General features: G+C 72.6%; 7 protein-coding genes. 2 read left to right on the top strand and 5 right to left on the bottom strand.

Features of this window, described 5'->3' with window-relative positions; all coding sequences use genetic code 11:
* From ACZ4FV_RS00865 to ACZ4FV_RS00850, 4 genes are read right to left on the bottom strand one after another with little or no spacing between them, the layout of a single operon-like run.
* Positions 1-1,293 carry a TIGR02679 family protein gene (locus tag ACZ4FV_RS00865; protein WP_395859787.1) on the bottom strand — a complete coding sequence of 431 codons (1,293 nt, stop codon included), beginning with the start codon at positions 1,291-1,293 and terminating at the stop codon, positions 1-3.
* The gene (locus ACZ4FV_RS00860) at positions 1,290-5,405 is read right to left on the bottom strand and encodes a TIGR02680 family protein (RefSeq protein WP_465321521.1); all 4,116 of its coding nucleotides are present in this window, start codon (positions 5,403-5,405) and stop codon (positions 1,290-1,292) included. Before ACZ4FV_RS00860 ends, ACZ4FV_RS00865 begins: the two co-directional genes overlap by 4 nt.
* Positions 5,402-6,595, bottom strand: coding sequence for a TIGR02678 family protein (locus ACZ4FV_RS00855; RefSeq protein WP_395859789.1), 1,194 nt, complete (start codon positions 6,593-6,595; stop codon positions 5,402-5,404). The genes ACZ4FV_RS00860 and ACZ4FV_RS00855 overlap by 4 nt, the downstream gene beginning before the upstream one ends.
* Positions 6,592-8,124: a DUF2397 domain-containing protein gene (locus ACZ4FV_RS00850; RefSeq protein WP_395859790.1), complete on the bottom strand. Its 1,533-nt coding sequence runs from the start codon at positions 8,122-8,124 to the stop codon at positions 6,592-6,594. The genes ACZ4FV_RS00855 and ACZ4FV_RS00850 overlap by 4 nt, the downstream gene beginning before the upstream one ends.
* Positions 8,125-8,323: 199 nt before the next feature.
* On the opposite strand from ACZ4FV_RS00850, the gene ACZ4FV_RS00845 reads away from it, so the two are divergent.
* Together ACZ4FV_RS00845 and ACZ4FV_RS00840 are read left to right on the top strand one after the other, a co-directional pair.
* On the top strand, positions 8,324-8,830 hold the full coding sequence (locus tag ACZ4FV_RS00845; protein ID WP_465321520.1) for a GNAT family N-acetyltransferase: 507 nt from the start codon (positions 8,324-8,326) through the stop codon (positions 8,828-8,830).
* A gap of 176 nt (positions 8,831-9,006) precedes the next feature.
* Complete coding sequence (locus tag ACZ4FV_RS00840; protein WP_402229231.1) at positions 9,007-10,059, top strand: LCP family protein; 1,053 nt, start codon at positions 9,007-9,009, stop codon at positions 10,057-10,059.
* A 4-nt stretch (positions 10,060-10,063) separates the two neighbouring features.
* Here the strand turns inward: ACZ4FV_RS00840 and ACZ4FV_RS00835 are convergent, their stop codons facing one another.
* Positions 10,064-13,039: a hypothetical protein gene (locus ACZ4FV_RS00835; RefSeq protein WP_465321518.1), complete on the bottom strand. Its 2,976-nt coding sequence runs from the start codon at positions 13,037-13,039 to the stop codon at positions 10,064-10,066.
* Between the last annotated feature and the right edge of the window lie 312 nt (positions 13,040-13,351).

The following is a 13,351-nucleotide window of genomic DNA, read 5'->3' as shown; positions in this document are numbered from 1 at the left end:
TCACGCCGCCCGCAGCAGCTCCGCGACCAGGAAGTCGAGAACCGTCTCCTCTTCGAGCTTGACGCCCGACGCGAGCATGGTCGGGGTGAGTTCGGGGTCCCATGTGGCGTTGTGGGGGCCGCCCGCGAGGGGCTCCAGTGGGGTGGCGTGCCTTCGGGCCAGACCGACGCCTGCTTCGTAGTCCGCGGTTGCCATCCGCCACGGCGAGGCGCCGAAACGGCGCAGCACCCGGTCGGCCATCGCCAGGCCCGGCCAGTCGAAGTCGCCGTGGTAGCGCAATCGGGCGCCGGCCCCGGCGAGGGCTTCGAGCAGGGTGATCACCACGGTCGCCGGGTTGCCGGCGGTACACACGAGCGCGGCTCGCACGCCGCGATCGGCGGCGACCTCGACCACCCGTGGGTTCTCGCAGACGTAGACCCGCGTCCCCGGCGGAACGGGCGGACCGGCCAGCCGACGGATCTCCCGCATGCTCAGATGCGTCTCGTATCCCGCGTCCGCGCGCTCGCGCAGCAGTCGAGAGGCCGGACTCGAACCCGGGGGCCGCAGACCGAGGGTCAGCACGGTCGCCGAGACCTCGTCGGTGACCGCGCCGGCCGTTCGCCACAGGTCACGCCGGCCCGGCGCGTGGGCGGGGATCTCACCCCGCGCGTGTCGAAGCGCCAGCCCGCGCAGCACGATCCGGGCCAGGAGCGTGCCATCGTCGAGCCCGTGCGCGGTACCGGTGACCAGGGCGGCCAGGTCGCCGCGACCGACGGGGCGATCGGGGTCGATGGTGGTCAGGACTCGGGCGCCCTGTTCGATCAGCCGCAGGGCGGCGGCCGTGTCCAGGCGGGCGAGGGTACCGGAGCGGCGTACGGACTCGACCCAGTCTCGGTCGGCGATCGTGGCGGCCTCGTCCCACAGTCGCGTCGTGGCGTCGCGGGCGCTGAGGCGTTCGCCCCGGCGGTCGCGGATGGGGCCGCCGAGCGCTTCGAGCGCGGGGATCAAACCGCCTGCGGTGGCGCGCAGTCGGGCGTCGACGTCGGCGAGCGCCACCGTGACGTTTCCGGTCGGCGACACGGACCTACCGAGCAGCATCGACAGTTCACGGCGTTCGGCCTGGTCCCAGTGCCCGCCGCGGATGTGGCCTTGCACGGTGCGGCCGTTGCCCTCCAGACGGGCACGCAGGCGTTGCCACAAGCCGGCGAGTTCGGGGCGGGCGAGCCAGGCCACGGTGGCCGGGGAGAGCTCCGGCGATGTCGGGATCTGCGGCGGATCGACGCTCGCCGTGCCACCGGGCGGGTTCGAACTCACGTCGCCACCAGGCGCTTGCGGGAGCCGTCCCAGGTGAAGTGGAGGGTTGCCACCCCGCGATGGTGCGGGTCGCGCAGGCATTCGTAGATGTGCAGCGACGGCACCTCGCGGAAGGTGCCCCACAGGCGTTCGCTGGTCAGTACGAAGTCGAGATCGAGCCGGACCAGGAGGCCCAACAGGCGCCCGTGCGTGGGTTCGTCGACCTTGGCGAACGCGTCGTCGAGCAGGATCATCCGCGGCGCCTGGACGGCACCGGCCGCGACCGACTCGAAGTGCGCGGCGGCGGTGGCGAACAGGACGAGGTAGGAGATCACCCGCTGTTCGCCCTGGCTGAGGCCGGTCCGAGCGTTGAGGGCGCGTGCGCTGCCGGGGCGCGCGTCGTCGAGAACCTGGACACCGAAGGCGTGCCATTCGCGGTAGTCCAGGGCCCGACGCAGGTGCAGGGCGTAGCCGGCGGTGGGGTCCTTGAGACGTTCGGCCTCGATCAGCCGCTGGAGCACGGTCCGCAGGCTTTCCGCGTGTTCGCGCGAGCGCAGCGCGGCGGGTCCGTCCAGCAGGTCGACCGCGGCGCGGGTATCGGCGTCGGCGTCCTCCCGGATCTTCCACACCAAGCGCGCGCCGAGGCCGTGCGAGGTGCGGACGCCGTCCAAGGTCTCGTTCATCAACGCGATCAGCGCCTTCGCCGCGAACACCTGACCGGTGAGGTTGTCACCCAGCTCGCCCAGCAGGTACTTCTCGAAGACCTCGCGCTCGCGCTCGGAGAGGCGGTTGCGGGCGTCCTGGGCCTGCCCGGCCAGTCGCAGTGCGATCAGGGCCACGTCGTGCCGCCCGTGGTCGTCGGCTATGTGGCACAACTTGACCCCGTCGGTCTCGGTCAACGCGGCGTCGTAACCGCCGCGCAGGCCGGCCCGGAGTTCGGTGTACCGGTTGAGCAGGGTCGTATCGGAGACGTCCTTCGTCGGCGCGCCGAGCCGCTCGCGAATCTCCCGCAGGAGGCCGTCGAGGGCGCGGATCCGGGCGCGGACATCGGTGCCGGGCGGCTCGGGCGCGATCAGCGCCTCGACGCCGTCGAGACCGGCGCCGCGCTGGACCTCGGGCAGCGCGAGCGCACGGCGCAGGTCCGCGCCGGCGTCGACCACGGCCTCCTCCAGGGCACTCAGATCCGCCTTGCGGGCGTCGCGTTCGGTTTCGGCTCGGATGGCCTCGTCGTGGATCCTCGCCACGGCGCGCTCCGCGGGGCGGATCTCGCCGCGGGCCTCCTCCAGGCGCCGGGACACCTCCCGCTCGCGGGCCAAAATGGCCTGCGGGTCCTCACCGAGCGCGGCCTCCAGTACGGCCAGCCCGGCCCGTTCCTCGGCGAGGTGCAGCAGGCTGTCCTCATGCGCGGCAACCAGGCGATCGTGCTCCTCGTGGGCCGTTCGCCATCCATCGCGCGCGTCCCGATGCGGCGCGAGTGCGTCGCGCGCCGCGAGGACGCGCCGACGCAGTCCCTCGACGTCGTGTCGGACCCGATCCACGAGCCCGCGCAACCTGGCCAGTTCGGCCTGTTCGGCGGGCAGCGCGTGTGCGGTCGCGTAGGCGTGGGCGCGCTCTCGACACGTGACTTCGACGACCCGCTTCGCGTCCGCGTCCCGGCGGGCGACGGCCAACCCGGTCGCCAGGTCACGCGACTGTTCGCGGGCCTCGCCGAGCCTGACCCAGGCCGCGTGCAGATCGCGGCCCGAGGGCAGGGCGCGAAGCAGGGCACGCAGTTCCTCACGCCGGCGATCGAGGCCGGCGAGCGCGGCCTGCCGGCTCTCGTGTTCGACTCGGGCGTTCTCGATCCGGATGACGAGCTCGGCGAGCCGCCGGCGCCGGGTCGCGGCGCGAACCTCGGCTCCGACGTACTCGGCCTGTGCCTTGGTGTACGTTCCGGCGGCCACGCCGAGTTTCCAGGTGCCGTCGGGAGCGATCCGGCTCGTGCCCTCGTGCACACCGATCGAGCGCAGCAGCGCCCGAACCTGACCACCGGTCACGCCGCTCTCCGGCACGGACACCGGGACGAGCAGGTCGTCCAGGCTCTGCCCGCCGATGGCACCCACCGGCACCAGGAGCACGTCGCGGGTGTCCGCGGCCAACACTCGGCCCTCGGCGGTGACCCAGCCATCGAGCAGCCCCGATGCCTCCAGCGCGGCCTCCAAGCCCGCCCGTTCGGCATCGCTCAGGTGGACGGCGAAATCGACGAGGCGGTACAGCGGCGCACCGGTACCCGGTGCCCGGAGCGCCGATCGGAACCGTCCGGCGGCAGGCATCGAGTCGACTCGGCGGGTCCACTCGTCGTGCTCGGCGCGAAGCGCGGCGAGTTCGCCGGCCGCGGTCCGGACCTGTTCGCGAGCCTCGTCGCGATCCGCGTCGAGCGCGACGACCAGCGGATCCACCACCATCCGCGCGGCGCGCTCGACGTCGTCGTACGTGTCGGCCGGCAGCGCGCGCTCCGCCAGGGGCAGCGAATCGTCCTGCGCCGCGGTCACCAGCGTCACGATCGGCGCCGCCAGGTCAGCAAGCGGGTGCGCCCACGCGCGGACCCGCTCGGCGAACACGGCGCCGACCTGCTCCACCTCGGCCGTGTGCCGGTCGATGCGCAGCCGCGCGTGCTCCACCTGGGTGTCCAGGCGCTCGACGTCCGAGGCGGCGGTCCGCGCCGCCTGACCGGCGTCGAGCGCCGCCACCAAGTGCCGATCGAGTTCGCCGACGGCACGCAGTCGGGCCCGGACCACGGGGCCGGCCGCTTCCAGTCGGCTCGCCCACTCCTCGATGGCCGCACGCAGCGGTTCGACATCCACTGCGATCACCCCGGGGGCGAAGGTCTCGACGGGGGTGGTCGGTGCGACGCCGGTCGTGGTGGCGTCGAGCCCGGCGGGTACGACCGTTCGAACGAGCGCGCGGTGTTCGGCTCCGAGATCCTTGACCGTGCCCGCGATCCGTTCGAGGTCGGCCGCGAGCCGGGCAGCGGCGGCCTCCTCCGCCCGACGGGCGGTGTCGGCGGCGCGGCCGGCGGACCGGGAGGCGTCCTCGATCGCCTGGACCCGCAGCGTACGGTCCTGGATCTCGGTCAGACTCCGGTAGGCGGCACTCTCCTGGAGGGCCCTCAACTCCGCCGTGGCGGCGCGGAACAAGTCCCCCCAGTGGGTGAGTACTTCGGTGCGCCGGTCCTCTTCGGCGCGCAGGTCGGCGGCCTTGCGCTCACTGTCCCCCGCGGCCCGCCGACCGGCGGCCAGACCGGTCAACCGATCGGCCACCCTGTCGACCCGGCCTCGGAGCACTCCGTGCAGATATCCCTGATAGCCGGTCAGGAAACGAGCCAGAGCCCGGTCCAGCTCTTCGAGATCGTGGAGGTCGTGCCGGATGGCCGCCAGGTCGTCGAGATGCTTGGCGACCATCGCCAGGATGTCCTCGTCCAGCGGCGGCAGCGCCTCGGTGAGGACGGCGGTCAGGCCACCGGCCTCGATCCGGTCCCCCACAGTGGGCCGGCGCAGGCGGTGCAGGAGATGGGTCAGGCTGCGGTAGCGGGCGACGTCCGTGAGGCCGAACAGGTCCCGGGCGACCCGGGTGCGATGCTCGGCCGCGCGATCGGTGACGTTGGCCGCGCCGACTGCCTCCTTGAGGCGGTCGATCCCGAGCGGTTGTCCGTTCTCGACGAGCGTCAAGTCGTGGTCCACGCGCCGGCTCGTGACGAAGAAGAAGGGTTTGGCCTCCTTCGTCGAGTTGGACGCGCGCACGGCCGCGCCGAGGGTGATGTGCCGGAGGGCGCCATCGCCGTCGACGCGTTCGAACTCGACCCACAGGTAGCCGAGCCGATTGGTCGCGGTATAGCCGTCGAGCATCAGCCACTTGAGCGTGGTCCGCCCGGTGCCCATCGCGTCGATCGAGCGCTGTTCGCCGTCGAGCAGGTAGGGCAGCAACATCTCGAGCGCCTTGGACTTGCCCGCACCGTTCTTGCCGCGCAGCAGCATCCGGCCGTCGGCGAAGTCGAAGCGCGCGTCGTCGTACTGCCAGACGTTGCGGATGCCCGCGCGGGAGAGGCGGAATCGGTGCGGGTGTCGCGGGAGGGCGAGGGGAATCGGCACTGTCACAAAGGGATACCTTCCTGAACCGCGCGGGGCTGCCGCTCGCGGACGCGGGCGGCATAGCGGGCGGCGATCGCGGGGACCTCCCACACGACCCCCTCCTCCCCGGCCACGGGTCTCCGCAAGAGCCTCATGTGTGCCAGGAGTCGGGTGACCTCGTCACGAAGGCGGGTGGGGTTCTCGATCAGATCGCGCTGCCACCCGGCCTTACGCCCATACTGCGCCACGAGCGCCGCGAGTGTCTCGTCGATCACCGGCTCGGCCGCGAAGACCGCGGCGGTCGGCTCGTGGGGACGCAGCCGGGCGACCAGACGTTCGATCAGCAGCAGCGCCGCCTGGGCGACCGTTCCTCGGCCGGGGAAAGCCAGATCGGACAACTCGTCGGCGGGGTCGAACAAGGCGACGCCCTCGGCGCGGATCTCCGCGTGCAGGCCGAGGAATTCCTCGAACGTGCGGGCCTCCCGCCGCTGATTCCTGCGCAGCCAGTCGTCCTCGTCCGCATCGAGTTCGTCGCGAAGGACGACGGGGGTCTCCGCCAAGCGTCGACGGACCGCCACGCGCACGCCGTGATGGCCCGGTTCCCGGGCGAGCGCGACCAGGTGCGCGGCGTCGTTCGCCTGTCCGAGCGGGCCGGCGATCAATGCCCGGGCGAGGTCGCGGTCGACGCTCAGCAGTGCCTCCGCGTCCTCCTTCTCGACGTAGTCGCCGAGGTTGCCGTCGACCTCGACCAGTACTCCCCACAGCACGAGTTGGCGCAGAGCGGCGGTGAGCGTGCGACGCTCGACCTGCCGGCCCGCGTCCTCGAGTTCGATCCGGGCGTCGACCGCCGCGCCGCGGATGTCGGTGACGAGTTGGGACAACAACACCTGATCGGACGCGGTGACCAGCGCCGCGAGGCCGAGAGTGAGGTAGGCGTAGGTCCGCGGATTGAACGGCGTCCCGGTGGAGCGGGTGAGCCCACGCCCCGCGCCCGCTCCGGGCCCGGCCTTCAGCAGCCGGGCGAAACGCGCCTCGACAACGACCTCGTAGCCGAGGAACCGACGAAAAGCGGTGGTGAGCCACTCGGCGTGCCGGCGGATCGCGGCGAACTCGTCGCGATGCGGTCCGTCCGCGAGCACCAGCGCGTCGGCGAGCAGTCGTCGGGCCGCGATACGTCGCTCGTCCGCGATCGCGGCGTCGTGGTCGAGGTCGCTCATCGACTCTCCCGGACCGTGGAAAGGCCCCAATCGGCGCCGGCCCGGCCGAGCAGGAGGCGTAGTCCCTCGATCTCGAAGTCACCTTCGGCGCTGCGTACCACCGTGCGAGCCGCGGGTTCGACGCGCAGCCCGAGCGCGATATCGAGCTCTTCGAGGTCGCAGCGGGCGCCGTCGAGGGCGGCGAGATCACCACTCACGCTGCCCAGCGCGCCGGTGAACAACTCCTCGAACAGCCCCTTGGCCGCCGTGGAGAGCCTGGCCCGCTCGAACTGGCCGGCCACTGCCCGCAGTTCGGCGGCAGCCTCGGTTCGAGCGGTCGCCTCGGCGTGGGCGCGTGCCATCAGGTGGGCCTTTTGCGCGGTGTGGTCCTCGACCGACGCCGCCCGTCCGCGTTGCGACCGCTCACCGCGCTCGCGCAGGGCGAGCGGCACCTCCGCCACCGGTCCCTCCCACCAGCTCGTTCCGGCGGGAACCGTTTGGTCGAGGTCCCCGGCCACGCCCAGCCGACGTGCCCCGTAGAGCCCGAACGCCGCCGCGTACAGGTCATGAGCGCCGGCCTCGTCGCACGCGTCGAACCAGGCGGCGAGTCGGATCAGATCGCCGCGCCGGGACTGCCCCGAAGTGGTCGAGCGGATCATCCGCTTGGCGTTGGCGAGCAGCGAGCCGAGCGCACGCATCGTCGCGGCCCGGAGCTGATCGACCTGACTGCCGCGCCCATCCGTGTCGACGAACCACGCGCGCAGCGCGTCCCAATCGGCGAGTTCGCGGCCACGACTGCGCTGTACCCGTGCGCCGGTGACCTCTTCGATGCCGGTCAGGCCGCCCCCGAGATCGTCGATCCGGCGCAGAAGGTCACCCAGATGCGGCCACAGCGCGTCGAGGGAGGCCCGGATGCGCGGCGTATGAAACGCCACGTCCGCACGGATGGCCTCGACGTAGTCGAGCAGCAGTGCCTTGAACCCGTGGTACTCGTCACCGTCGAGGTCGTAGCGCGCCAACACCTGCCCCAGGTAGGCATAGAAGTCCCGCACCGACTCGGCGAACTCACCGAACTGAACGAACAACGTGGCGACCGCGTCCCTGCCCTGCTCGGTGTCCACGCCACCGGGCGCCACCACCCCCAGAGCCAGCCCCGCCAGTTCCCGGTCCACCAGCGCGAGCAACTCGGCGGCCACCTCACGCGCCGCATCCGCCCAGGAGAGCACGTCGTCCACGTCCCGCTGGATGCGCTCGCCGAGCTTGGAGATCTGATAGCGCGCCCGGGCCCGCTGGAACTCGGCGATGCTGGCGGCCCGCACACGATGTGTACTGCGGATCAGGTTCCCCCAGCCGACCAGCGCGTCCAACCGAGCGGTCACGGTATCCAGGTCACCCCGGCCCAGCCGCTCTGCGACCTCGTGTGCCGACAGATCGGCCATCAACGAGGTCCCGAACAGTCGGACGATGGCGAGATAGTCGTCCCGCTCCGGCACACTCAGATAGCTGTACGCAACCAGCCGAGCCCGATTCTCCTGGTCGCCGTGCGTCATCCGCTCAGCCTAGGCGACCTCGGCCGGCCCCTCCCCGCGAAGCCGCCAAAAGCCACGGCCTCGGAGATCGGCTCTGCGGCGATCCGGGGAGTTCCCCCGTCGGAACCGACGGGGCCATCCATGCGGCGAACGCCACAGTGGCGGACATGAACGATGTGCCGACGGGGCCATCCATGCGGCGAACGCCACAATGGCGGACATGAACGATGTGGTGCGGGCCGTCTCGGCGGGCGAGTTGGAGCGGCTTCGGGAGATCGAGGTGGCGGCCGGGGTGGGCTTCGCGGCGGTGGGGATGCCGGAGATCGCGGCGGACGAGCCGCTGTCCGTCGAGGAGTTGGATGCGTATCGGGTCGGCGGACGGTGCCTGGTGGTCGGCGAACCGGCGCTGGCCTACGTGATCTGGGATCTCGTGGACGGCGCCGCGCACATCGAACAGGTGTCGGTGCATCCCGACGGGGCGCGGCGTGGACTGGGGCGGGCGTTGATCGATCGGGTGCAGGCGGACAGCGGGCTCGCGTCGACCCTGACCACATTTCGGGACGTGGCGTGGAACGCGCCGTACTACGCACGGATCGGATTCCGGGTGCTCGACCCGGGCGAGGTGACTCCGGGCCTGGCCGCGATCCGGGCCCACGAGGCGGCCATCGGGCTGGACCAGTGGCCGCGGGTGTGCATGCGACGGCCGTTCGCCGACCTGCGACTGTAGGGCGAGGCCCCGGAAGCACGGCGCGGGGGTGCCGCCCCGAAACCACGGCACTGAGCGACGCCCCGGAACCGCGGCTCCCGGGCGAAGCGAGAGCACGCACCGAAGTCGATCTCTTCTTCGCACTGATTTTCGGATTTCCCTGCCGTTGCCGACAGCCGGTCGACTAGCTTCTGCGCATGACGGATGCGCTGGGTGCGACGGACGAGTCGGCCGAGGTCAGCGGGACGGACGAGGAAGTCGAGCCGGAACCGACACCCGAGCGCAAGCCCTGGTCGCGACGCCGCAAGGCGGTCGTGGGACTGGTCACGCTGCTCACGCTGTCACTGTTCGTGATCGGCGGATGTACGGCCTGGCTGCTCTACTCGCTGAACTCCAACATCAAGCGGATCGACGGGGTCTTCGATCGCTCGGGCATCCCCGCCGCGGGGCCGCGTCCGGCGGCCGATCCCGCCGCCGGCCGGGCGCTGAACATCCTGCTCGTCGGGATGGACGCGGCGGCGGCCGGTGCCGATCCCGAGGCGCTGGAGGGCCGACGCAGCGACACCATGATGCTTCTGCACCTGCCCGCCGGTCGGGCGTCGATCTCGGCGATCTCGCTGCCGCGCGACTCGTGGGTGTCGATCCCCGGGCGCGGCGAGGCCAAGCTGAACGCGGCGTTCTCGTGGGGCGGGCCGGCGCTGCTCGTGGCCACCGTCGAGAACCTGACCGGGGTCCGGATCGACCACTACGCGGCGGTGGACTTCGGCGGCTTCAAGGGCATGGTCGACGCGCTCGGCGGGGTGACGGTGGACGCCGACAAGGGCGAGGCCAAGCTGGACGGCAACGAGGCGCTCAAGTTCGTGCGGCAGCGGTACGGGCTCGAACGGGGCGACCTCGACCGCGTCGCGCGCCAGCAGCAGCTCCTGGGCGCGATCGCGGAGAAGGTCACCGCGGAGGGCGTACTCGCCAGCCCGCTGCGGACCGAGAACCTGCTGCAGTCGCTGACCAGGTCGCTGACCGTCGACGACGACCTGAACTTCAAGGCGCTGCTCGACCTGGCCACCGACCTCAAGGGCATCAGCGAGTCCGACCTGGCGTTCCGTACCGCGCCGGTCGCCGGATTCGGCGAACGCGCCGGCGGCCAGAGCGTGGTCCTGCTCGACGACAAACGTTGCAAGGAGCTGTTCGCCGCGGTCCGCGCCGACATCCCGTGGCCGGAGCCGGCCCCCGGCGAACTGTGGCGGCCGTGAGCGCTCAGCGCAGTCGGTGCAGGGCCCGGCGGGCGGCCTTGGCCACGTCGGGATCGGGGTGGGTGGCCTCGGCGAAGCGCAGCACGTCCTCGGCGCACGGGTGGCCCATCGTCGCGAGTTCGCCGAAGACCACGTCGGCGCCCGGGCCCTGACTGCCGGTCACCTCGGTGAGCAGGCCCAGTACGGCGGCCTCGTGCCGGCCGAGCAGCGCCGCGGCGGCATTGTCCGCGGTGAGCCAGGCCAGGGTGCGCAGCGTCGCGGGGGGCACGTCGCGGTCGTGGGTCAGGCGCCAGTTCCACACGTGCGGGGCGAGGGTGGGATCGGCGGCGGCCTCGGCGAGGGCGCGTTCGACGGCGGCCTCGGGGAGGTCCGCGTCACCCACGTGGGCGAAGAGCATGAGCCGCTCCGTGGGGCCGGCCGCGCCCGCGACCGCAAACAGTTCGGACAGCGCGGCATCGACCGGACGGCACGCGATCCAGCTCGCGAACGTACGCGTGGCCACCGGTCGCGGCCACGCCCCCATCGCACCGAGCAGCCGGGCGCCCGACGCCGCGGTGTAGTCGTCGACGGTGGCGACCGGCAGCCCCTGCTCGCGGAACATCCGGTGCACGAGCGTGCCACCGAGGCCGGTCAACGTGATGCCCTCGGCGGTGCGCCGAACGATGCCGAGCGCCGCCAGCCGATCGGCAAGCAGGATCACACCGGCCCGAACCCGGCCGAGCAACTCGGCGGGCGTGCGATCCGCGATCGCGGGCGGGGTCGCGGGCGCGGCCCCGGGCAGGTGCGGGTCGGGCACAAGCGCGTCAGTCGCGGGCAGGTCGGTCGCAGGCGCGGCCGCAGGCGGGTCGGCCGCAGACGAGGACGAGGCGCTCACGGGCGTGCGCGGGTCGGTCGCGGGCGGGGTCGCGGGCATGCGCGGGTCGGTCGCGGGCGGATACCCGTCGCCCGCAGGCGCGGGCGCAGGCGAACTCGGCTCGGTCGCGGGTGCGGGCGAAGGCGGGCATTCGTCGGCCGCAGGCGCAGACATGCGCAAGTCGGTCGCGTGCAGGTACCCGTCGATCGCAGACGCACACGCAGACGCAGACGAACTCGAGTCGATCGCATCCGCGCCCGCGCCGCACAGCCGGCCCAGTTCCCGGACCAAGTCGGGCGCGTCCAGGATCCGGCCGAGCGCGAACGCCTCGTCGTCGGCCGGCGGCTCGGCGGGCAACGTGCGCACCACGTGGTCGAGGTCGCGGCGCACCGCCAGACCGACGAACAGCGACACCGGGAGCGGACCACCGAGCTGGACCAAGCCGGTGAACAGCGACGCGGCGAGCCCCTCAGGAACATCCCATCGCTGCTCGTGGGCCTCGCCGAACGTCGCGTTGTCCTCGGCCACCACCACCATCGCGCGCGCGGCGAGCGCGATCAGCTCGCGGTCGCCACCCTCGCGCCACACCCGCAGACCGTCCGCGACGTGCACCGCGTCGTCGGCCAGGACCAGCAGGCCGGTGCCCAGTGCGAGCGTCCAACGCCGGTGCAGGGCGTGCTCGCCCCGGGCGGTACGGGGCGGGGCGGTGGCGGGACGGGGCGGCTGCGCGCGAATGCCGAGTTCGGCCATGACCCGGCGCGCGACCCCGCCCGCGAGTACCTCCTCGTGGGTGACCGGCAACGGCCCGTGCTCCGCCACGTACTCCGCGAGCGCGGCGGCCTGCGCGAGCAGCGGTGACATCCGCGCGGCCAGCGCGCACTCGGAGGTGGGCGGCACGTACAGCGGCGGCAGCGCGGGATCGGTCGGACCGCCACCCGGGCCGGTGAGCGGCGCGGGCACACCCAGCTCCAGGAAGCGAGTGCGCAACCCGTACAGCCCCAGCGGGGTCAGCCGCACCGCCATGAACGGCGCCCCACCACCGACGAGCTCACGGATCTCCAGGACGCCGAACGCGCGCAGGTCGTCCATCTGATGAGCCAGCGTCAGGCCGGTGAACAGCGCCGGATCGGCGACCGATGGCGACCGCGGGCGGCCGTCGGGCGTATACGAGAGCAGTTCGAACAACCCGCCCATCGGCACCCATCGACCCGCGTGGTCGTACAGCTCCCGCAACAACTCGCGGATCACGTCGCCCCCGCGCAGCACGTGCCCGGCGCGACGCACCGCCGGTCGCCCGGTGGCCTCGCCCACCGCGACGCCCTCCCACAGGCTCGACCACACGCCCAGCACGTCGCGGGGTCGGCCGACCGCCAGCGCCCGGGCGAGCGCGCCGGCGGTCGCGACGGTGCGGCCGACCTCGATCAGGCCCGCAGCGCACGCGATCGACCAGACGTGGTGCAACGGCTCCACGTCACGCGCGCTGCGGACGCCCGCGATCGGTTCGATGCCCAGCAGCAGCGCGGCCTCGGCCGCGGGCGCCAAACGCAGGACCCCGGTCGCGGTGACCGGCCGGCCGCGACCGACCCAGCGGGCAAGGGTGAGCGCGGCGGCGAACGACGGCGCCGTCGACGCGGCCCGGGCCAGCTCGCGCTCGTCCGGCAACCGCACCGCCGGCAACGCCCTGCCTCGGCCGGGACCGGTCGCGTAGCCCGCCACGAACAACTTCTTCGCCGATCCCCAGCAGGTCGAATCGGCCATCCGAGCCGGGAGTTCTCCCTCGTGCCGATCCAACACCGCCAACATCGGGTCGAGCCGGTCGCTGTCCGGATGCAGGGGCCCGCGCTCGCGCAGGAACTCCAGAAACAGCCGCAACGCGGGCACGACCAGTCCGACCGTGTCGTCACGGGGCAGCGCAACGTGCGCGGGCACCAGCGTCTCCAGCAGCGCGTTCAGGTCGCCGGCGCGCCAGCGGGTGTGGTCGTCGAGCCGCAGACAGGCCACCCGCAGATCGAGCAGCGTGCCCAGGACGTCGATCATCCGCTCCGCGTCCCGGGCCGGTCGGCCCGCTCGCGCGAGCCACGTGCCGAAGTCGGCCACGATGCCGCAGGAATCGGGAGATAGCGCCACGTCGCAGAGCGTAGTGAGCGCCGCAGCCCCTTCGCATGGATTTCGGACAATCCATGCGAACCCCCAAGACCCGAAACCACCACCCCTCATGGGGCCACCGAGCACACCACCATCCGCGCCTCCACCTACCGCAATTCCCGGGCGACGCCCGCGATCAGCCCCGAAATCATCCGTACCTGCGCCGACCGGCGTCCGCGCACGCGGCGACGGTTCGCCACCCACAACCGCCGGCCCTCGCACCCGCGACCACTCGCGCCCGCGCCTGCGCCCATTCCCGCCTGCGACCGCACCCGCGACCCTCCCAGCCGCGCC

The sequence above is a fragment of the Embleya sp. NPDC025285 genome, assembly GCF_055558835.1.
Note: the sequence above shows the minus strand (reverse complement) of the source record. Positions and strands in the feature narration are given on the sequence as shown.